Below are 20543 nucleotides of genomic sequence, written 5' to 3'. Positions count from 1 at the left end.
CGATTATTCACTTATCAATTCCATTAGGCAAAATGGAATCAACCTCGTTCTCCTTAAAAGTCTGTTCTTCTTCCTTTTGCAAAGCCTTCTGCGCAGCCCTGTAGCTTCTCTCATCAGTTGCAGGATAATTATTATTGACTTCTGAAACTTTATTACAAAGAACATCTCTCTTTTTTTGTATCTCACTATCGTCAAGCACTTCAAAATCAACTAATAAGGAAACATACTCTTCTCGAATACCCCACAACACATTTGCTGCATTTCGATGCTGGCTTACTTCATTTTGAATCTTATATTCCTTGGCATATAGATTTAGGCACAAAGACAATACAGCAGCAATTCCACCTACCCATGTCGATATGACCTTGTTTGTTATAATGCTGTAAAAAAATCCGCAAGAAGAAAGTGCGGTCAATATAATCTGTGCATTCTTCACATACTTATTTTCTTTCTCAAGTCGATCAGCTAATTTGTGATGCGCAGTATATGTGTATATAACTTTTCCACAAGCATCCTTTATTTGATTTTTTAATCGTGCCCTATAGCTTTTATCACTTTCCATTTTACTCCGATACCATTTTATTTAGGATCTTGCCGAGGACATCCCATCCTTTTGTAGTATCAATCGACATTCCACTTCCGGGAGCAGATAGACTTGGCGCAAGTATTTCGTTGCATGGAATATGATTATAATAATCAAGTAATGCCTGTTCATACGATCTTGGTTGGCTTGAGGAATTGCTATCTCCATCCGTAAAATGCCATCCTTCCATCGCAACATATACAAAGGAATCAATTAAAATTCCTGACAGATGATAGCTCGAATAAGAATCATCTCTGATCGTTCTTATGTGCTTACAAGTAGCACACAATAACCCATTAGATGAGCTGTTCTTTTCCTTCATTGCTTTTTGCTCAGACTTAGGATCTGTTGTTCTCCAGTTTCCTCCCATATTCGTATCTGGATATTTGTATGAAACACTACCACCCAAACTTGTCTGCGGAAACGCTGGTAACACTTCAAATTTCATCCCATCAGAAAAGGCAATTTTAACAACCTGACCATCTGCCCTAATATCGCTTCTTGAATAGTGAGTTTCAATCGCATTCTTCACAGCCTGTAAAAGTCTAGATTGCCCATTCCATTTAGAATATGAGTACCGATTATATTCATCTTCTGGAATTTCAACAAGTATATCTATGTCGCTTGTATTTATTGCTGTGTTTCTTCCATAAGAACCAACATAGAGACTATGTGTAGTTTCACTCGTTGAATTCCAAAACTCTTGATTTATAGCTTTCGTAACCGTATGATATCTGCTTGCTATGCTTTGACGCGTTACTAAAGGGATAATGTTATCATGTCTTATTACGTTTGAACTCATAATTATTTCTCCATTTCATTTTTGCCTTTTGATTATCAGGAAACTCTATTCGAAAGCCGCCAAGAAACCACAACATCTTCTTTTCGTTATATCAGCTGTACCAGCACTCATTATTATCATAAACTCCTCTGTCTTCGGCAACCATAATCAATTCCTGATTATTACTCTCTTTCAGTACCTCACTATAGTTAACTACCCGATGCTCCATATCATTGTTGTCCGCCCAGAGGTCACACTGAAGCATTACAGTAGCAACAGCGTCATCCATGCCCTCCGGCGGGTATTTATGTTTCTTAAGGAGCACCACTATCCTCCTGAAGGTATGGAAGATGCTGTTCAAACAGTAATGACTCAGTGTGAGCTGTGGACTGATAGAACAGATCTATATAGTTTTGCATAATTATCGTAATTGAACCACTTCGATAATTAGCCTAAACCTTATTTTCCCACTTCACAGCCTTGGTGCAAAGTGGCGAATCGACTTGCATGAGCGATTAAATATAATTCGCGAATGCACTTCGATTCGCTGAGCTTGCTCAAAGTTGAAAGCACAGCGTGCTTTCAACGCAAGCGAAGTACGTTAACATACTGTGCACTCAACCCCAGAGCGTCGATATCTTCCCCTATACAGCAAAATCACTCTCAAAGACCGCGAAAACCCAGCTTAAATCCGCCACACATTAAACCTTTTAACGATATCCCTCGCTAAGCCCTGCTACACAAGGGCAAATTTGCACCCACCTAATCAGCCCGTAATGCTATTAATCTATGATAATTTCACCCCTGTAACTAACCAATTAAAATTTCACCCACCCGTGTAACAAACAATTGCCGGGAAGGATTAGAAACAAATTAGTTAGTTAGATTAAAATACAAGGATGGAAAGATTATCTATGTCTCAAAAAGAATTAACTCGTTTGCATGTCCTTAAATCCTGCCTGCCGACCTTGTTTATAATATCCTTGCCATAAGAGCTCTTGACCTTTACTTTGAACACACAAGTAATTATCTATTTATGATTTTCTTTTAAGAAAGCATCAATAGTTTTTCTTGATTCACTTCTTGCTTTATCATTGCTTTCAATTGTTCCACCTGTTGCAATTCTAATTCTTCCTAGATTTAAAACACCATTGCCTGCAAATATATGTCCTGCTCCTTTATAAGAATAAATCTTTGCATTAGGGTTTTGCTCTTTTATTTTTTTTGCCATGGCAAAGCTATCCCACATCAAATCATCTTCGCCAGCCATCATTAATATATTTGCCTTAACATTTTTGACTGGTATTAGTTTTTCTTGGCTTGAGGAGTCTTGTTCTATTGCGCTTTTATAAGATTCTTTATAACTAATAGGACTTTTAATTATAGTTGGAACAATAATATTTTTTAGAAATGAGTTAAATGATGATTTTTTTATATCTATATATGGAAGTTGCTTTCCTTTATATGTCCATGATGAACCATAATCTTTAAAATCTAGACCAGCAAAATTATAAGACGAAGGCGATATTAAAATCAGATTATCTATTTCAGGATATTTGCAAGCCAAATTAAGTGCATATTCTGCCCCTTTTGACGCTCCCAAAACACTTATCGGTTTATTGTCTTTTATATTTTTATTTATATAATTGATAACATCATCAAATTGTTCTAAGGGAATTTTTGTCAAAGTCGATTCTTGATTTTTCATACCAAACATAAATAGAGCAAAGGTTTCATAGCCTTCTTTTGCTAATATCTTAGCATTTTCAAAATTTGGACTTCCTTCAGAACCTCCAAAACAAATTACAAGACCCTTATGTGATTTTTCTTTAGGTACAAATCTAAATCCTTGCATTCTACCCTCATCTACATAAGTTACATCAACTCCATTAATATCTGTAGGGTATAGACTTATATTAGTAACATCCTTATAATATTCAGGAAAATTTAAAGCATTGATATCTTTATACTTATGGTCGTTATATATCCTAAGACTAAAAACTAAAACTACTAAAATAATAATAACTGAAAAGATTCCAAAAAATATTTTCTTCATTTTCTTCATTTTATTAGTTTCCTTTAAAATAGTATACAGAGTCTAATACTATATAAAAAAATCTGTTTGTTGTTATTATATAATCTTTAGAGTATTCATTACACTAATCTACATTAAAACATCCACCGCAATAGAATTGCCGGCCTGTTTTGACGTATCCTTCTTCATCTTTTTCAAATACAAAATGCTTATAAAACTGCTTAAAATGCAGGATTTCTAAATTTACATCTTTTGTATCAACGCTATAGCTTCAACGTGAGATTGTTAGGCTATTTTCAGAAATTGGTCTAACCCTTTAGTTTTTCCTGTATTACTACGGTTATCACTGCTTTGCTTTTTCAGTTATTTCAATTCTCGATTAGGCAATTTTCCAGTTCTCAAAGCGACAGTAACAAACTCAACCTCTTGCAAGCACTTCTCGCAAAATTCATAACCTTCATTAAAGTTCACTCTTGACTTAAATGTGCTAGCAATGAATTCGCATGGTGAGGTGATCCTTTCAACTACACCGCACCGTTCGCACTCAGCATACACATTTCCATCCTTAATTGGAATAAACATGCCACGGTCTTTCTCATTTCCCATGACACTAACATCTTCGAAATCATCAAATTTTACATAGAGCATATACGGCTTCCTCCTTTATTGGTATGTCTATATACGCTCTAATTCCAACTTATATCAAGTTTTATTGCTTCTTTTTTGATCTATATGTCTGCTACTTCGCAATAGCTTTCCCATTTAAGCAATGCACAACGTAGTGAGCACATCCGTCTGTTTTGCGCCCAAGATTATTACAACTAAGATTGACCTTATTCTTATCAGAAACCTCGCTAATACCATTCTCACAAACTACTTCAAGACATGCATCCTTAGGTATTTCTCCTTCTAAAACACTCGTACCATTTAACGTATCCACCATGCAAGAAGCAACAACCTTAACATTATTCGCCACAAAATCGACGCTGAAAGTCACTTATTTCTTTCCGAGCATCCACGCTTTGAGCACTACTTCTATTACTCCGTAAGTCAATGCGGCCAACGGACAAACAATCCAACTTCTTCCCCAATCGGACGTGATGAAACTGTAGGCTAAATAAATGCAGACAATTATAAGCCAGTAAGCTTGGAGGAATAACCTAATCTTTGCAGGATAGACAATCTTTTTCTTCGGTTGCAGCAAACGGTAATAGGACGAGCGGACAATATTCGCCTGTACGAATAAATAAACGGCTGCTGCCACCAGGGCAATAGCGATAACTACAAAAAAGCCGGATGAAAGTTGATAAAATTTCGGCGCTATATCCGAAATTATAAGAAAAATAAAGGCAACCATACATAAAACGACACCGCTGACCGTCCGCAGCACATACGACGGCATGAACCGTTCCAAGCGTTCTTTGAGCACACTGTCAACTCCGTAAGCCGTTTCAAAGTCCTCTTTTTCCAAATATTGATAACGCTTTCCGTGGAAACTCTGAATAATAAAAATAGCTACAGCTACAGTAATAATCGCAACACTAAATGCTAAGCCCAAAGTTTTACCGACTTGCGCATTTACTGTGTGAGAAAGCAAAAGATCACTGCCGACCAACGGGATTGCCGCCAGAATACAAAGAAGAACGCCTAGAGCAACATAGGCGGCAAATGATATTCTGTGAGCAATATAAGCGGAGGCTTCTTCCAGCTCAATTACCCGCATGCGAACGCCGGCTTCTTCCTGGCAGGCATTTTCATCTGCGTTGACGTTCTTCCCCATAACATCAATTTCATCTTTTACCAGAAGATCTGTACTAACACCAAACAAACGGCTCAATGCAATTATCCGTTCCATATCCGGGATACTTTGTGCACCTTCCCATTTGGAAACAGCTTGGCGACTGACGCCCAATTTGTCCGCCAATTCTTCCTGCGACCAACCGTTTTGTTTACGCAGTTCCAATATTTTATCTGCTAAAATCATAAAAACATCTCCATTTCAAACTAGAATTCATCATGATCATGGTGAAATTATAGCTGAAACAGCAGTTGCGTAGTAGCAAGTGCGGTTGGCAATTGCCGTTGAAAGCGCAATTTCTGCCGACAAATGAGCGCAACCGACCGCCAATTCGTTTTCTTTCATTTTCACACCGCGCTTTCCAATCATCTTCACTGATGCCGCCAAACATCGGAACAGAATTTCGCCAATCGTCGGAATGAAAACTCGCCAATCGTAGTACTAATATCCCGCCAATTCGCAAGGAAAACTATGAAACATCGCGCTTACGCTTGCAGACTAAACCTTTTAATAATAGCCATCGCGAAACATAATCTACATGAGAGCAAAATCAAGCAGATTACGCATTATCTTCCAAAAGAAAATCTGGTAAATATTTGTGTATAATCCCTTCTTGCGAAAAATTCATTGTATCCATAGATAAAACGAATTTAGGATAATTATCCTTAACCAATCGATAAACACCAAATTCCCGGCTACGAGTCTCTTCGCTAGCCATCAAATAAGAGACTTGATAATACTCAGTCTCACCTTGTCTAGTAGCAATGAAATCGATTTCTTGATTATTAATACGACCAACTTGAACCTGAAAACCACGAGACAAAAGCTCAATATAGACAATATTTTCTAGAATACGTTCAATTGACGCAACGTTTGAGAAGCCTACTGCTTGTCTAAAACCATGATCTGTTATATAGTATTTTTCCTCAACCGTCAATAACTTTTTTCCAACACTGTCATAGCGTGGAACTTTTTTCAGAAGATACGCCGCTTGGCAAAAATTCAAGTAATTCAAAATGGTATCAACTGAAACTTTACGATTTTCGCTAACAAAATATTTACGTAAACTATTAGCCGAAAAACTTTGTCCAATATTATCTAAACAAAAAAGTAAAATGCGATTAAATACGTCAACATCTCGGATCGAATTGTATTCAAGTATATCCTTAACAACAACGGTATTATAAATGTCGTTTAAATATCTAAAACTCGGCTCCTCTTCCCCATTAAAATAATGAAGAGGAGGCATACCACCAATTTTGATATATAGCTGAAATAATTCCTGTATGCTTAAATTCAAACTTTGATACAAATTCACGAATTCGCTAAAAGTAAAAGGAAGCACCTCAAAACTTACATAACGCCCCGCAAGCAAGGTGGCAAGCTCGCCGGACAATAATTTTGAGTTAGAACCAGTCAAATAAATATCGCAATCATAATCAACTCTAAGCGCATTTATAACACGTTCCCAGTGAGAAACTAATTGAATTTCATCAAAGAAAAAATATATTTTACCTTCGATTTGTTGACTACGTTCCGTAATTAATCTCTGCAGATCAAAATCATTTTTCACAGATAAGTATTGAGCTGATTCTAAATTGATATAAATAATACGACTTTGAGGAACGTCTACAAGCAATTCAGATTGAATCATTTTTAACAAAGTGGACTTTCCCACTCGTCTCATACCTGTAATCACCTTCACAATAGGCTTGTCAATAAAAGGTTTGATCTTATTAAGGTATTTTTTACGTAATATATATGACATATCCTCACACCTTTCGATTACAGCCTTGCTTACAATTTCGATTATAGTCGATGAATTTATCGTTTTTTACATTTGTTTCTATTATAAACGAAACAAATTAAAAATTCACCTTTGAGATTGAAGCCGCAGTGTTCTAATAATGGGCGTAAATTTCAAGTTCAACTTTAAAATTACGCTCAAATTGGTTAACTTATCGTCTTATGCAGAAAATGCACGCAGCAAACAAAATAGCCAATCAGTGCTCGTTTAATGCTTCCAACAATATCCATCATAAACGAAGCAATCACCTGCAAATCTTCACCCTCATAATATTCAACAAGCAACTTCTTAAACTCAGGAACTTTATTTTCTGGAATAACCAACAAGCCTTTACCGTGAGAAATCAAATAATGTAGGGAACTTTTTTACAATTATTACACCGATTTGTTCCCCAAAACATAAACAACTAAATCACATATAGACTATATGTCATTTATAAAATAACTCTCAAAATACTTAGGATTTATTTATCCTAAAATATATGCTATAATTCTCCTAAAAATGGAGGTTCTTGATATGAATGTAAATACAGACACGCTTGTTTCTATTTCTGAAGCAAATCAAAACTTTTCCAAAGTTGCGCGACTTGTTGACACATACGGATCAGCTGTTATTTTGAAAAACAACGCTCCTCGCTACGTAATTTTAGAATTCCCAAAAGCCAAAACTGAAAAAGTTACTGTTCCAACAAACGATGAAGTTATGGCTTTATCCAACATGTTCATAAAAAAGAACAAAAAAGTCTATGAGGAACTTGCCAAATGAAGTATTTAACACGAGAACAAGTTATTAAACTTCACCAAGCTCTGATTGAAACAAGCGGTGGTTCTTCAGGTATACGAGATGAAGGAATGCTTGATTCTGCATTAAAGACCCCACTGCAAACATTTGACGAGAATGAACTTTTCCCATCTGTCTTAGATAAGGCAGCACGTCTAGCTTTTGGTCTTATAAAAAACCACCCTTTTATAGACGGAAACAAGCGTATCGGCACACATGTAATGCTAATCTTTCTAGCACTCAACAACATTATGTTGTCTTATAAAGATGAAGAACTGATCGATATTATTCTCAAAGTTGCATCAGGCAAAGCAAATGAAAATGACCTTTACACCTGGATTAAAAACCACCAAGCCTAATACTCCAACATTTAAAAGCATTTTTTAGAATATGCCAAACACTATTTCGTGCGATTGATCAAAGTAGCGGACATAAAACACCACAACAGTATTACTTAACTACAGCTTTTCCATTAAGGCAGTGCACCATGTAATGCGCAAACCCATCGTTTTTACAATTTACCTTCTTCTTATCAGAAACCTCGCTAATACCATTCTCACAATCTACTTCAAGGCTTGCATCCTTGGTGATTGTTCCTTCTAAAATACTCATGCCATTTAACGTATCAAGTGTACAAACATGAGTTACTTCTACGTTTGTTGCTGAAGCCGACCCATTACAACATTTAAGAAAGACATCATCCGCTTTCAAATTAACAACTTCTACCTTGCCATTGTTCACTTCTACATAAAGCTTACCAATCTCAATATCTGTGATGAGCACTTGATTAGAATCAGATTCAACCTCACAAAATTCAATCAGTCTTTCGAAGGACAGTCTTAAGCGAGATCACTGTGACACCAATAGCAAAAGAGGTAAAACCAACTCTAATAGCAAGTGTGCCACCCCATATTAAGGCAAGCAGCATCGCGATTAAGGCAACCGTCAAGCCGAATGTCGCTACTTCACGGCAAAAACGAACGAGCTTATCCATTATCCTTAAACACCTCCTCGTACACATACTAATATTCAGGTTTCATTTTACCTTTTGAGCTATATTTCTTCAATGCGTTCTATTACACCATCCCAATCACCAGGATAATTGCAATTGACATCTATGTATTTCTGGGCACTAAACTTCTCATTTGTTCAATGCCAGCGAATAACAGCAAATATTCTCATTATGATAATTAGTTTAAACCTCATTTTCCTCATTATATTGCTGCAAATTACCTTCAAAACCAGTAATCTTTTCATTCTCGATAAGTAACAAAGAATCCGCTACATTATTGATAAAGGACACATCATGCGTCACGAAAAGCAAGGGTCTGTCGTAGCCTTGAAGCAGCTCTTCTAAGGCTTCTATGGCACGAATATCTAAAAAGTTAGTTGGCTCATCCATCAGCAAATAATTAAAGTTACCTGTTAGAAGCTTCGCCAATTTCACCTTGGCTTTTTCACCATCACTAAGCACATTCACTTGCTTGAACACATCATTTGTTTTGAAACCTAGACGAGCCAAGATGATTCTCGTCATTGACTGGTCATAGATTGAATAAGGTAATACGTTGCCTAGAATCGTTTTTGTATAGTCGAGTGTTTCTCCTAGCTGACTATAGTAACCAATTCGTAAATTCGGATGTGTCCACGTTTCACCGTTAAGAATCATGTTGAGCAAAGTGGTTTTCCCTGAACCGTTGTCACCTAATAAGGCAACTTTATTTGTATTGTCTATCGCAAAATTGACATTCTTAAAAATCACCTTGCTATCAAAGCTCTTATTGAGATTTTCTGCCCTGATGAGTACCTTGGAATGAATTTTTTCTCGCTCGTCCATATTGAGCTTGATGGCTGCATTTTGATATGGCTTACTCTTCACCTCTAGTTGATTTACTCTTTCTAAAGTGGCTTTTACCTGTTTGTCGAGCTTCTTCTTATTTTGTTGCCCACCCATTTTATGCAGCCTAGCTTCTGAGTTACCCATCCTTTTGGGTGTGGTTTTTACTTTTGCTGACTGCTGTTTTATTGCATTTGCAACCTGTAAAAGACGCTTCTTTTCTTTTACATAACTCTCATATTCCCTCTCAGCACACTTATACCTCTTTTCTCTTTCGCATAGGTAAAACGAATAATCACCGCTATAAACCTCAATTTTCCCATTGACCAATTCGAAAATTTTCGTACAGGTTTGATTAATAAAATCTCGATCATGGGAGACAAGAATAAAACCCTTATTGCGAGAATAGAGCCGTTTAGCTAATAGCTTTCTTTGCTTAATGTCTAAATGTGATGTAGGCTCGTCAATAAGCAAAAATGCTTTATTATCAACTAAAAGGTGCTCCAGTTTCAATCTTTGCTGCTCGCCTGGACTACTACTACAATTCTGCTGAAAACGACGCTGATACATAAAACCGAGTTCATCTTCTAAATTGTTGAGCAAATAACTAATCTCGTCGTCCATTTGAACTCGCCCCGCATAGTCAGTATCAAGACTTGAAAGTATGCGTAAAAAGGTGGTTTTGCCTGTGCCGTTATCACCAATTAAACCAACCTTGTCACAAGCACCAATAGATAGATGATCAATCGCAAATAAAGTTCTTGCACCTATAACTTTTGTTAAATTATCAATACGTATCATAAATCCTCCTTGAAAATACCGAGAGGATTTAACCTCTCTACATTAGTTAGAACAGGATTTATTAATTACCATCTTTTGATACCTCCGAAAATAATTGCCACTATTATACCATGTACTCATATATAACTTAGTACTTCAAGCAACTTAACTATCGTCTTACTTATTTCACAAAGCTGGGTGCAAAGTGGCGAATCGACTTGCATGAGCGATTAAATATAATTCGCGAATGCACTTCGATTCGCTGAGCTTGCTCAAAGTTGAAAGCACAGTGTGCTTTCAACGCAAGCGAAGTACGTTAACATCCTGTGCACTCGACCCTACACCGTCGATATGTTTCCTCAAACAGCCAAACTGCGCTCAAAAACCGCGAGAACCCAGCTTAAAGCCGCTTCGCATTAAACCTTTTAACGATAGACCCCGCAAACCCCTGCTACACAAGGGCAAAAATGCACCCACCTAATCAGCCCTTGACATCAATACGACACTCCCCATGTAGCCCAAAAATACACGAACGATTGAACTTTTTTGTACTGTGGTACATATATGCAAACTATAAATACGGTATGCGTTTATGGATTTGCTGAACTATCGCCTAGTTTCTTATGAATTTTATTAGCACAAGCAGGCACTCTTCTAACCAGCATCGACAAATAGTGTTTACTTTCAAGCAAGAGCTTGACAGTAAACACTATCTAACTTATACTGTATGTATCGACGCATCCGTCGATAGGATGACGACCCCTTAGATGTAGCCAAGGCGCGAAGACTTTTTACGCGTTGACTCATGACAACTATTTGGCGCGTTAACCCTTTACCAGCTTGTGGTGTGAGGTGAATTGCATGGCTCGTAATAAGCGGCTTAGTTTTAATGAACGCAAGCAAGCAATAAAGCATGCTGCTATACGTATTTTTGTCAAACAAGGCTTTGAGAACACAACCATGGAAGACCTGGTAAAAGAAACAGGCTTATCAAAGGGTGGGTTTTATCACTACTACAAGAATACAACCGACATACTCCACGACATCATGCTCGACGGCATCGCATACCGCAACACCATCATGATGAAATCTATAGAGGATGGCAAGCAATGGAGCATTGATCTTCTTGCTGATGAAATGGCCAGAAAAGCAGTTGATAGCAATGCGCTTATGCCCGTCTACGTGGAACTTTTGTTGGCTAAGAAGAGAAACCCCCAGCTTGAACAGGTATATAGACAGCTTGAACACACTGCTTTTGATACGTTTAGGGCACATAACATCGATGCAGAAACGCTTTCTGTTAAGCCTTCGAATTTTGAACTTATGGCGTTTTTTGTAAACGCGATCATTCTTTCTGCGCATGTGCTCAACGAACACAAACTTGTACAAGATAATCAGGCGCTTATTAAGCAGCTGCTCTTGAATATTTTGAAACAGGACACCGCTCAATCCAGTCACGAGGGCAACAGCCGCGGCGCTACTCGCTCCAGCGACGAGGGAAACAATCAGTTAGGCAGCATACAAGAGTCTGTTCAAGCATCTTCAACTTCTTTACCAGCAAAGGAGCTCTCATGAACACATACCGCAAACTGTTTGCCTATATTCCACAGTTTAAGGGTTTAGCTATTGGAGCAGTACTCGTTTCAGCTTTGTCAGCTCTACTAACTACTTGCGGATATTATGCGATACATTGTTTTTTGCATGCGCTTATTATTGACGAAAACTTGCCTGTCGCTCAAAATTTTGCATTCGTCATTGCACTGCTTTTACTTACCGGCAGTTTATGTCTTGGCGCGTCGGGTCTTATGGCTCATTACGTGGGATTCAATTTAGAAAATGTTTTGCGCAAACGCGGTGTTGAAGGCTTAAATCGTGCAAGTTTTACATTCTTTGACACACATTCATCTGGAACTATTCGCAAAACTATTGACGACAATGCAGCGCTCACTCACACGATTGTCGCACACATGATTCCTGACGCTACGCGCGCAATCCTTATGCCATTTTTCATAATTGCATTCAGCTTTTGCATAAGCTGGCGCGTAGGTTTATGCATTCTAATACTTACTATTGTCGGTAGCGCTATTATGGCTAGCATGATGGGCGGCAAGCAATTCATGAAAATGTACCAAGACGCACTCGATAATCTATCTGCCGAAACAGTCGAATATATTCGTGGCATTTCTGTTATCAAAATCTTTGGCGTTTCAGTAAGTTCCATGAAAAAGCTATCCAAACTTATTCACAATTATTCAACATATGCTTACCAATATTCAAAGCATTGCAAAGCAGGATACGTTGTGTATGAATGCCTTTTCTTTGGTATTATTGCAATACTTACACTGCCGCTGGTATTTTTTATTGACGATTTGGGCAGTCCCAAACGTTTGGCTCTCGATTTAATTATGACGTTTTTCGTATCGGGATTAATGTTTGCAGCATTTATGCGCGTTATGTACATTGGCATGTACTCGTTCCAGGGTAATCATGCGGTTGATTCGCTTGAGAAGCTTTATGCGCAAATGTCGAAAGAAGAAATACATTTTGGCAATGAAGATCATTTTGCAAATCACAACATTGAGTTTCGTAACGTTTCGTTCTCGTATGACAAAAAAGAAGTTTTGAAAAATCTGTCCTTCAATTTAGCAGAAAATAAGATATATGCTCTAGTAGGAAAATCTGGATCAGGTAAATCTACAATTGCTAAACTGATGTGCGCATATTACAACATAAGTTCTGGAGAAATTTTAATTGGCAATAAACCTCTTAACACATATTCTCAAGAAGCGCTCATGCAAGAAATTTCCTTTGTTTTTCAAGATTCTAAGTTGTTTAGTGACACACTATATAACAATGTTAGCTGCGTAAAACATGACGCAAGCCACGAGGAAGTAATGTCTGCGATTTCTGCAGCAGGACTTGATTCGGTATTAGATAAATTAGATAAGCGAGAAAATACCATAATTGGAACAAAAGGCGTGTATCTTTCAGGTGGAGAAACTCAACGCGTTGCGATTGCTCGTGCCATTTTAAAAAATTCTCCCATCGTAATTATGGACGAAGCGTCTGCTTCTATTGACGCAGACAACGAGCATGAGTTACAAAAAGCATTTAAACGTTTAATGCGTGGTAAAACGGTCATTATGATTGCACATCGTCTGACGTCCATTACGGGTGTGGATGAGATTTTGCTTGTTGACCACGGACACATTGTTGAGCGCGGTTCACATGCTCAGCTTATGGCGCAAAATGGCCAATATACACATTTGTACACAATTTACACCCAAGCTAATGAGTGGAGGGTTGTTAATGATTAAGTTTTTAAAAAATACGTTTGCTCTTACCGATCAAGGTGTACGAGGCGCTTTTAAATCGGGTGTACTTAGTTTTTTGGTATTTGTTATCAATATGGTTCCTTCAATGCTGCTGCTATTGTTGGTAGATCATCTGTTACTACGCCATGTACATAGTACAGCCATCTATCTTGTGTGTTCTATTGTGACCTTGGTGGTAATGGCAGTGCTATTGAGTTTTGAATACGAAGCACAATATAACGAAACATATAAAGAAGCAGCTCATTTGCGTCTTAATATTGCAGAGAAACTTTCGCGACTAGAAATGTCTTACTTCGCAAAACACGATCTTACCGATCTCTCTCAAAGTATTATGGCAGACGTAGCGTCACTTGAGCATGCAGAAAGTCACGCAGTTCCGAAACTGCTCGCGTTTTGTTTATTCTTACCATTTCTTTCTGTATTAATGTTCATAGGGAACTGGAAAATGGCGATTTGTGCCGTTGGCCCTACGCTTCTTTCGTTTTTGCTGATTGTAGTATCAAAGCGCTATGTACGTGCGCAGCACAACAAACATTACCTGCGATTACGCGAAAATTCTCAAGCGTTTCAAGATCGTATTGAGCTGTCCAAGGAAATTGCGGCGTTTAATCTTGCAGAACGTATAAAAACAAAGCTTTATGCCAAGCTTGATGACACGCTCCGCGTCCAGTGGGAAAGCGAACGCAACGCTGGGTTCTTGCTGATATTTGCCGATATTTTCTCGCATTTTTCGTTGGCATTCACGATTATCGGTGGCATTTTTCTTATGCAAACTGGCGAAATTTCTGTGCTATATCTGCTAGGCTACGTTCTTGCTGCCATGAAGCTCAAAGAATTTGTGGACTCGAATATGGAATTCCTTATGGAAGTTTTCTATATCAATTCGGCTGTGAAGCGTATTCGTGAAATTCGCGACGCAAAGGTATTAGATGTGCAGCCGGAAGCTGCTACAGACGTACACACTACAGATAAACGCGCTACTCAATTTGCTAATTTTGATATAGAGATAAACAAGCTCAGCTTTTCTTACGATGACGCTACTCCTGTGCTAAACGACGTAAGTTTTACTGTGCCGCATGGAACAGTTTGCGCACTTGTTGGGCAGTCAGGCTGCGGAAAAACAACTCTGCTTCGACTTATAGCGCGTCTGTACGATTTTAATTCTGGTAGCATTCGTATTGACGGCGTAGATATACGGAAAGTTTCTACTGAAAACCTGTACCGAAATATATCTATCGTTTTTCAAGATGTTACTCTCTTCAACACAAGCATTTTGGAAAATATTCGTATAGGTCGAGAAGATGCTACAGACGAAGAAGTGAAACATGCAGCTCAGCTTGCGCATTGCGACTTTATTGACGCACTCCCAGATGGGATCAACACCATTATCGGCGAAAACGGTCAGCAGCTTTCTGGAGGCGAGCGTCAGCGTATATCAATAGCGCGCGCATTTTTGAAAAACTCACCAATTCTTATTCTTGATGAAATTGCTTCAAGTTTAGACGTTGACAACGAGATTAAAATTCAACAGTCACTTACCGAATTGGTAAAAAATAAGACTGTGATTATTATTTCTCACCGCATGAAGTCAATTGAAAATGTTGATCGAATAGTTGTGTTAAAAGATGGTCACGTTGAAGCATGCGGTACACATGCCGAGCTTATCCAGATAAGCCCTACTTATCAAAATCTTATTGATAAAACGTGTGCAGCAGAGGAGTTTTCGTATTAGTTTGAGCGCGTGTAGAACGCGCATGATAGAAAAAGGAGGAATTTGTTATGGAACGCGCAACTAAATTAAGTGGTCATGACCTGATAAACATTGGTATATTTGGAGCCATTTATTTTGTTATTGTATGTGTAATATCAATGCTTGGGATAGTACCCGTCTTTTTGCCGCTCCTTGCGGTATTAATGCCAATTATAGGCGGTATTCCTTTTATGCTCTTTTTGACCAAAGTTAAAAAGCCAGGAATGATTTTTATCATGGCAATCATGATGGGTCTATTGATGGTGCTCACAGGCATGGGAATGTGGTCGTTGTTAACAAGTGCGATTGCTGGTTTGATTGCAGAAATTGTGTTCAAAAGTGGCAACTATGCCAGTGCTAAAAAAGCTGTTTTGACATATGGATTTTTTAGCCTGTGGATGTATGGCAACTATATGTCACTGTTTCTTGATCGCGAACAATATTTTGCACAACGTGCAAGCTTTGGTAAAGCTTATGCCGAGGCTGTTGCTCAGCTCCTACCAAATTGGATGGCGTTCGTTCTGCTAATTGTATGCTTTATCTGCGGTATTTTAGGCGGACTGTTTGGTCAAAAAGTTTTGAAAAAACATTTTGAAAAAGCTGGTCTTGTTTAATGGCATATTCATCTCTAGCAGCGCAAAAGAACAAACGCAGTTTTCTAGATCCACGCGTAAAAATCGTCCTTGTTTTGCTATTAGCAATATTCGTAATGGGCGGCGTGTGTGGCGCACGCATGAAAGATATAAGTTTTGTATTATCTATCATTCCTTTTGTGCTGCTTTTGATAGAACAACAATGGAAAAAATTTTGGCATGCAAGTATCATGCTCATAATAGGTTATGGCTGTCTTTTGGTGATACCATATTTGCCTAGTATGATAAAACCTATCGCTTTAATGTGCGGATATATTCTTACGCGCTTTGTAGCAACAGTTGCAATGGGCAATTATGTTATAGCTACAACTTCGGTGAGTGAATTTATTGCAGCAATGGAAAAAATACATATGCCACGAGCCATTATTGTGCCAATGTCAGTTATGTTTAGAATGTTTCCAACGATTGCAACAGAATGGAAATCAATTTGTCGCGCTATGAATATGCGTGAAATTCATATAGGAGCAGTTGGTATTGGAAAAATATTAGAGTACCAATTAATTCCTATGATTAGTTCGGGTGTACGTATTGGCGAAGAACTATCGGCAGCAGCGTTAATTCGAGGATTAGGCTACCCTATCAAGCGAACTAATATTTGCCAAATTGGTTTTCGAATACAAGATTGGTTTTTATTACTCATTTCTTTGTCGGTCATATGTTTTTGGTTGTTGTGTAGCTTAGGAGTAAGCGTATGATCGAATTTAGGCATGTTTATTTCCATTATGGAACTGAAGATGACCATCATACAAGTGAATTAAATGATATTAACTTGCGCATAGAAGATGGCGAATTAATTTTGATAACCGGACCTTCGGGTTGTGGCAAAACAACGCTGTTACGTCTTATAAATGGTTTAATTCCACGCTTCTATCAAGGAAATGTAAAAGGCGATATACTATTAAACGGTCGATCTTTTAAAAATAATGAATTATATGATTTAGCACATGTTGTAGGCACGGTTTTTCAAAATCCTAAGTCACAATTTTATAATGTTGATACAACGAGTGAACTAGCGTTTGCGTGTGAAAATCAAGGACTACCAAAATCTGATATTTATCAGCGTATTGATACAACAGTTGCTGATTTGCACATGGAAAATTTGATGGATCGCAATATTTTTCATCTATCTGATGGCGAAAAGCAAAAAATAGCTTGTGCGTCAATTGAAGTAGCAGGATTAAACATAATTTTGTTAGATGAACCTTCAGCAAATTTAGATTACGACTCAACGTTGATGCTTAAAAAGTTGATTTTGCATTGGAAAAAACAAGGAAGAACAATTGTTGTAGCTGAGCATCGAATAGCTTATCTTTGGGATATTATGGATCGCCTAGTGGTTATGCAACAAGGTGAGATCGTTAAAGATATTAAATCCGAACAAAAAGATGCTCTTAACGACATAGATGCGCAAAAAATGGGACTGAGAACACGACTTATGGTATCACCCATACAAATTAATAAAATGCCATCTGTCACACAAGACGATCAGATAATCGCATTAAAAAATTTCAACTTTGCGTATCATGGCGTAAAGAAGAAAATAGTCAATATTAAATCGCTTGCTATTGCGCGTAATCAAATTACAGCAATTGTAGGAAAAAATGGAGCTGGCAAAACCAGTTTTCTCAATTGTTTTTGCGGTTTAGAAAAAAACTGCAAAGGTATTTTTAAATACGAGGATCGCGTTTTAAGTAATCGAGCACGTAAAAAATTATGTTTTATGGTGATGCAAAATACAGGAAACCAGCTGTTTACAGAAAGCGTTTTAGATGAAGTTTTAATTAGTTTGCCTAAGCGCAGCAAAAATAAGAACGATGTTGCGATGAATATATTACGACAATTTGATTTGGACTTTTTGGCGCACCGTCATCCGCAGAGTCTATCGGGTGGGCAAAAACAGCGATTAGCAATTGCATGCGCGCTGGCAACAGGTAGAGAAATTCTAGCGTTAGACGAGCCGACGAGCGGATTAGACTATGCGCATATGCAAGAACTAGCACAGCTACTATCAAAACTTAAGTCAATGAATACAACAATTGTTGTAGTAACTCACGATAGTGAACTCATACATGCATGTTGCACAAGATTGATTCATATGTAAAGTTAGCTCTCGAAATGCATAGAATTTATTTATCTTGAACCACATACTATGACCTCCCCAAAAGGGAGTATGAATAAATATAAACGCAAATGAACTCGTTTCTTTTCCGAAGCAAATCAAAATTGTTCTAAAGTTGCGCGCCTTGTTGACACATACGATTCAACTATTATTTCATCATACTGTGCATGAATCGTGCTTAATTAACATTTCCGACTTCACAGCCTGGGTGCAAAGTGGCGAATCGACTTGCATGAGCGATTAAAACATAATTCGCGAATGCACTTCGATTCGCTGAGCTTGCTCAAAGTTGAAAGCACACTGTGCTTTCAACACAAGCGAAGCACGTTAACATCATGTGCACTCAACCCCAGAGCGTTGATATCTTCCCTCAAACAGCCAAACTTGAATTTATATATCTACTGTTTTAATAAGTTTGATTGCCCTTGATGATACTAACTCGTCTTGGCTCATTTCCAAAAGGCTCTTTTCATCTACCCACTTATAATTAACCGTTTCTCCTTTTTGAAGAGCAATTGCATTTTTCTTACAATCGGTTACGCATAGATATTCAACATAAAGAGAGTGGTAAACATCCTGCACAAATCTTCCGATCTCCATAATTTTTGAAGCTTCAATACCTGTTTCTTCTTTTAATTCTCTTACTGCACATTCTAATGGTGTTTCATATTGCAATGCAGAACCACCTGCTGTCAACTCCCACATTCCACCGAATTTCTTTTCAAAATCTCTTTGCATAATAAGGTAAGTCCCATCTATATGTTTAACAATTACTTCGCCCACCAAATGATACATGCCGTCAGGAATTGGTTCTCCTCTCACTAATGTAATATTCTTTAATTTATTAAATTCTTTATCATACGCATCCCAAATCTCAGCCATAAAACCCTCCATAAGGCCTGATTGTCAATTTCATTAAATATGAATTTTATCTTTCTCCAGTGGATACAAAGCCATTGTTCACTTCTACATAAAGCTTACCAATCTCAATATCCGTGATGAGCACTTGATTAGAATCAGATTCAACCTCACAAACTTCCACATCATGTGGCAAACTCACAACAATTTCAGGCATACCCTGAGTAAACCACCTCAGCCAATTCGAAGCTGAAACTTTTTTAGTTTGAATAAGCCTTATAACATTTTGCGCTTCCTCAACCCTCAATATATCTTGTTCACAGTTAACAAAGCTCACACCAAAGGTATCAGCACGTTTCACCGTTAAACGAACATCTTTCGTCTCTGCGATAAACTTCTTATTATCCATTACTTACGTTAATTAGATAAATAAATACATAAATTACAATTGAACTAGTATAGAAACATTCTATTTTTCATATAACATAGTAAAAGTAGTGAATAAATTACGAGGAGGTAATTTGTGAAGAAAAGATATATGTTGAGAAATATTTTTAAAACCAAATATAATTTCCATAATATTGTTTTAATCGTTTTCATTGGACTATTAGCAGGTTTCTTATCAGGATTGTTCGGTGTAGGTGGAGGAATGGTGATAGTTCCTGCATTAACTGTTTTTATGAAATTTGATCAGCGTCATGCTACTGCTACTTCTCTTGTTGCCATAATTATAACGTCGCTTTGTGGAAGCATTGTTTACGGTTTAGACGGCAAAGTGTCATTTTTATCAGCATTTTTTCTAATAATAGGTTCAGTTTTCGGATCACAAATTGGGGTATATTTTTCACATATTTTGCCTAAAAAAATATTTCCTTGGTGTTTTACACTTTTTGTATTACTAGTTATATGTTCTAGTCAAGTTTGGATTCCGTTAAGAAATGTAGATTTTAATGTTAGTTTTTTAAAAGCTATATGTCTTATATTTATAGGCGTTTTTTCTGGTATTTTTTCAGGTATTTTAGGCGTTGGTGGCGGAGGAATTATAGTGCCATGCGTGCAACTTTTGCTCGGCATGGGAGACCTTATGGCAAGAGGAACTGCTTTGCTTGTCACGCTTCCTACAGCTATAAGTGGTAGTATTGCTAATGCTCGTTACCATTATACTCATTTTACTGAAGGAATTATTATCGGTATTTTTGCGACATTTACTGTAAACTTAGGCGCAATAACTGCGCGCAGTATTTCACCTTTTATATGCAATATATTGTTTTGTATTTTTTTGTTCAGTGCATGCTTACGAATGATATTAAAAACAGGTATTTTAGCTAAGAATAAGCGTTAAATATGTAAAGTCTTTGACTTTTATTTATTTAAAAAAATAGTTTTGAATATAAAAAGTGGGGCTTAGATTTAAGCCCCACGATATA

21 protein-coding genes and 3 pseudogenes are annotated in these 20543 nt (G+C 37.5%); 9 read left to right on the top strand and 15 right to left on the bottom strand.

Annotated features, from left to right (window positions below; translation table 11 throughout):
* Positions 1-7 precede the first annotated feature (7 nt).
* From HXT19_RS03240 to HXT19_RS03195, 10 genes and pseudogenes are all read right to left on the bottom strand, one after another.
* A complete protein-coding gene (locus HXT19_RS03240; protein ID WP_004125833.1) occupies positions 8-562 on the bottom strand; it encodes an SLATT domain-containing protein in 555 nt (184 codons plus the stop codon).
* A gap of 1 nt (position 563) precedes the next feature.
* Positions 564-1385, bottom strand: coding sequence for an SMODS domain-containing nucleotidyltransferase (locus HXT19_RS03235; RefSeq protein ID WP_004125829.1), 822 nt, complete (start codon positions 1383-1385; stop codon positions 564-566).
* A gap of 91 nt (positions 1386-1476) precedes the next feature.
* A pseudogene (locus HXT19_RS03230) lies at positions 1477-1686 on the bottom strand (type I restriction endonuclease subunit R); the annotation flags it as partial.
* Between the two features lie 708 nt (positions 1687-2394).
* Positions 2395-3429: an alpha/beta fold hydrolase gene (locus HXT19_RS03225; RefSeq protein ID WP_004117905.1), complete on the bottom strand. Its 1035-nt coding sequence runs from the start codon at positions 3427-3429 to the stop codon at positions 2395-2397.
* Positions 3430-3762: 333 nt separating this feature from the next.
* The gene (locus HXT19_RS03220; RefSeq protein WP_004123534.1) at positions 3763-4047 is read right to left on the bottom strand and encodes a hypothetical protein; all 285 of its coding nucleotides are present in this window, start codon (positions 4045-4047) and stop codon (positions 3763-3765) included.
* A gap of 91 nt (positions 4048-4138) precedes the next feature.
* A pseudogene (locus HXT19_RS03215) lies at positions 4139-4372 on the bottom strand (hypothetical protein); the annotation flags it as partial.
* Positions 4373-4396: 24 nt separating this feature from the next.
* Positions 4397-5383: a helix-turn-helix domain-containing protein gene (locus HXT19_RS03210; RefSeq protein ID WP_101888004.1), complete on the bottom strand. Its 987-nt coding sequence runs from the start codon at positions 5381-5383 to the stop codon at positions 4397-4399.
* A 36-nt stretch (positions 5384-5419) separates the two neighbouring features.
* On the bottom strand, positions 5420-5572 hold the full coding sequence (locus HXT19_RS03205) for a hypothetical protein (RefSeq protein ID WP_174143060.1): 153 nt from the start codon (positions 5570-5572) through the stop codon (positions 5420-5422).
* A gap of 184 nt (positions 5573-5756) precedes the next feature.
* Positions 5757-6965 (bottom strand): ATP-binding protein, encoded by a 1209-nt coding sequence (locus tag HXT19_RS03200; RefSeq protein WP_013399688.1) that lies wholly within the window; start codon positions 6963-6965, stop codon positions 5757-5759.
* A 185-nt stretch (positions 6966-7150) separates the two neighbouring features.
* Complete coding sequence (locus HXT19_RS03195) at positions 7151-7351, bottom strand: hypothetical protein (RefSeq protein WP_064623667.1); 201 nt, start codon at positions 7349-7351, stop codon at positions 7151-7153.
* Between the two features lie 169 nt (positions 7352-7520).
* Between HXT19_RS03195 and HXT19_RS03190 the strand changes: the two genes are divergently transcribed.
* Positions 7521-7769 (top strand): prevent-host-death protein, encoded by a 249-nt coding sequence (locus tag HXT19_RS03190; RefSeq protein ID WP_004120533.1) that lies wholly within the window; start codon positions 7521-7523, stop codon positions 7767-7769.
* Complete coding sequence (locus tag HXT19_RS03185; RefSeq protein ID WP_004123519.1) at positions 7766-8143, top strand: type II toxin-antitoxin system death-on-curing family toxin; 378 nt, start codon at positions 7766-7768, stop codon at positions 8141-8143. The genes HXT19_RS03190 and HXT19_RS03185 overlap by 4 nt, the downstream gene beginning before the upstream one ends.
* A 91-nt stretch (positions 8144-8234) precedes the next feature.
* Here the strand turns inward: HXT19_RS03185 and HXT19_RS03180 are convergent.
* The 3 genes and pseudogenes from HXT19_RS03180 to abc-f form a co-directional block, all read right to left on the bottom strand.
* Positions 8235-8603, bottom strand: a pseudogene (locus tag HXT19_RS03180) (hypothetical protein); the annotation flags it as partial.
* Positions 8599-8778, bottom strand: a complete 180-nt coding sequence (locus tag HXT19_RS03175) for a hypothetical protein (RefSeq protein WP_064623140.1) — start codon at positions 8776-8778, stop codon at positions 8599-8601. The pseudogene HXT19_RS03180 and the gene HXT19_RS03175, both read right to left, overlap by 5 nt.
* 201 nt (positions 8779-8979) lie before the next feature.
* Positions 8980-10422 (bottom strand): ribosomal protection-like ABC-F family protein, encoded by a 1443-nt coding sequence (gene abc-f, locus HXT19_RS03170; RefSeq protein WP_064623139.1) that lies wholly within the window; start codon positions 10420-10422, stop codon positions 8980-8982.
* Positions 10423-11262: 840 nt separating this feature from the next.
* On the opposite strand from abc-f, the gene HXT19_RS03165 reads away from it, so the two are divergent.
* The 6 genes from HXT19_RS03165 to HXT19_RS03140 are packed head-to-tail and all read left to right on the top strand — an operon-like array spanning position 11263 to position 18240.
* Positions 11263-11976, top strand: a complete 714-nt coding sequence (locus tag HXT19_RS03165; RefSeq protein WP_016827934.1) for a TetR/AcrR family transcriptional regulator — start codon at positions 11263-11265, stop codon at positions 11974-11976.
* A complete protein-coding gene (locus HXT19_RS03160; RefSeq protein WP_101887805.1) occupies positions 11973-13718 on the top strand; it encodes an ABC transporter ATP-binding protein in 1746 nt (581 codons plus the stop codon). The genes HXT19_RS03165 and HXT19_RS03160 overlap by 4 nt, the downstream gene beginning before the upstream one ends.
* A complete protein-coding gene (locus HXT19_RS03155; RefSeq protein WP_101887806.1) occupies positions 13711-15468 on the top strand; it encodes an ABC transporter ATP-binding protein in 1758 nt (585 codons plus the stop codon). The genes HXT19_RS03160 and HXT19_RS03155 overlap by 8 nt, the downstream gene beginning before the upstream one ends.
* Positions 15469-15515: 47 nt before the next feature.
* Positions 15516-16100: an MptD family putative ECF transporter S component gene (locus tag HXT19_RS03150; RefSeq protein WP_004120520.1), complete on the top strand. Its 585-nt coding sequence runs from the start codon at positions 15516-15518 to the stop codon at positions 16098-16100.
* On the top strand, positions 16100-16834 hold the full coding sequence (locus HXT19_RS03145) for an energy-coupling factor transporter transmembrane component T (protein WP_101887807.1): 735 nt from the start codon (positions 16100-16102) through the stop codon (positions 16832-16834). The genes HXT19_RS03150 and HXT19_RS03145 overlap by 1 nt, the downstream gene beginning before the upstream one ends.
* Positions 16831-18240, top strand: coding sequence for an ABC transporter ATP-binding protein (locus HXT19_RS03140; protein ID WP_101887808.1), 1410 nt, complete (start codon positions 16831-16833; stop codon positions 18238-18240). Before HXT19_RS03145 ends, HXT19_RS03140 begins: the two co-directional genes overlap by 4 nt.
* Positions 18241-18648: 408 nt before the next feature.
* Here HXT19_RS03140 and HXT19_RS03135 read toward each other — a convergent pair whose 3' ends face one another.
* Positions 18649-19140, bottom strand: a complete 492-nt coding sequence (locus tag HXT19_RS03135) for an NUDIX hydrolase (protein ID WP_004120512.1) — start codon at positions 19138-19140, stop codon at positions 18649-18651.
* Between the two features lie 46 nt (positions 19141-19186).
* Positions 19187-19525, bottom strand: coding sequence for a hypothetical protein (locus HXT19_RS03130; RefSeq protein WP_004573940.1), 339 nt, complete (start codon positions 19523-19525; stop codon positions 19187-19189).
* A gap of 129 nt (positions 19526-19654) precedes the next feature.
* Here HXT19_RS03130 and HXT19_RS03125 point away from each other — a divergent pair, with 129 nt between their 5' ends.
* Entirely contained in the window at positions 19655-20458 is an 804-nt protein-coding gene (locus HXT19_RS03125; protein ID WP_019261274.1) for a sulfite exporter TauE/SafE family protein, read from the top strand.
* Positions 20459-20543: the final 85 nt, after the last annotated feature.

Origin of the sequence: Gardnerella sp. DNF00038 (assembly GCF_049262855.1) — a bacterium.
Classification (GTDB): domain Bacteria; phylum Actinomycetota; class Actinomycetes; order Actinomycetales; family Bifidobacteriaceae; genus Bifidobacterium; species Bifidobacterium vaginale.
Note: the sequence above shows the minus strand (reverse complement) of the source record. Positions and strands in the feature narration are given on the sequence as shown.

What these genes read in the sequence shown, in the direction of transcription:
- HXT19_RS03160 (WP_101887805.1), top strand. Translation starts at nt 11,973, where the DNA reads ATGAACACATACCGCAAACTGTTTGCCTATATTCCACAGTTTAAGGGT.
- HXT19_RS03220 (WP_004123534.1), bottom strand. Translation starts at nt 4,047, where the DNA reads ATGCTCTATGTAAAATTTGATGATTTCGAAGATGTTAGTGTCATGGGA.
- HXT19_RS03175 (WP_064623140.1), bottom strand. Translation starts at nt 8,778, where the DNA reads ATGGATAAGCTCGTTCGTTTTTGCCGTGAAGTAGCGACATTCGGCTTG.
- HXT19_RS03135 (WP_004120512.1), bottom strand. Translation starts at nt 19,140, where the DNA reads ATGGCTGAGATTTGGGATGCGTATGATAAAGAATTTAATAAATTAAAG.
- HXT19_RS03140 (WP_101887808.1), top strand. Translation starts at nt 16,831, where the DNA reads ATGATCGAATTTAGGCATGTTTATTTCCATTATGGAACTGAAGATGAC.
- HXT19_RS03210 (WP_101888004.1), bottom strand. Translation starts at nt 5,383, where the DNA reads ATGATTTTAGCAGATAAAATATTGGAACTGCGTAAACAAAACGGTTGG.
- HXT19_RS03155 (WP_101887806.1), top strand. Translation starts at nt 13,711, where the DNA reads ATGATTAAGTTTTTAAAAAATACGTTTGCTCTTACCGATCAAGGTGTA.
- HXT19_RS03150 (WP_004120520.1), top strand. Translation starts at nt 15,516, where the DNA reads ATGGAACGCGCAACTAAATTAAGTGGTCATGACCTGATAAACATTGGT.
- HXT19_RS03235 (WP_004125829.1), bottom strand. Translation starts at nt 1,385, where the DNA reads ATGAGTTCAAACGTAATAAGACATGATAACATTATCCCTTTAGTAACG.
- abc-f (WP_064623139.1), bottom strand. Translation starts at nt 10,422, where the DNA reads ATGATACGTATTGATAATTTAACAAAAGTTATAGGTGCAAGAACTTTA.
- HXT19_RS03240 (WP_004125833.1), bottom strand. Translation starts at nt 562, where the DNA reads ATGGAAAGTGATAAAAGCTATAGGGCACGATTAAAAAATCAAATAAAG.
- HXT19_RS03145 (WP_101887807.1), top strand. Translation starts at nt 16,100, where the DNA reads ATGGCATATTCATCTCTAGCAGCGCAAAAGAACAAACGCAGTTTTCTA.
- HXT19_RS03200 (WP_013399688.1), bottom strand. Translation starts at nt 6,965, where the DNA reads ATGTCATATATATTACGTAAAAAATACCTTAATAAGATCAAACCTTTT.
- HXT19_RS03125 (WP_019261274.1), top strand. Translation starts at nt 19,655, where the DNA reads ATGTTGAGAAATATTTTTAAAACCAAATATAATTTCCATAATATTGTT.
- HXT19_RS03225 (WP_004117905.1), bottom strand. Translation starts at nt 3,429, where the DNA reads ATGAAGAAAATGAAGAAAATATTTTTTGGAATCTTTTCAGTTATTATT.
- HXT19_RS03165 (WP_016827934.1), top strand. Translation starts at nt 11,263, where the DNA reads ATGGCTCGTAATAAGCGGCTTAGTTTTAATGAACGCAAGCAAGCAATA.
- HXT19_RS03190 (WP_004120533.1), top strand. Translation starts at nt 7,521, where the DNA reads ATGAATGTAAATACAGACACGCTTGTTTCTATTTCTGAAGCAAATCAA.
- HXT19_RS03185 (WP_004123519.1), top strand. Translation starts at nt 7,766, where the DNA reads ATGAAGTATTTAACACGAGAACAAGTTATTAAACTTCACCAAGCTCTG.
- HXT19_RS03130 (WP_004573940.1), bottom strand. Translation starts at nt 19,525, where the DNA reads ATGGATAATAAGAAGTTTATCGCAGAGACGAAAGATGTTCGTTTAACG.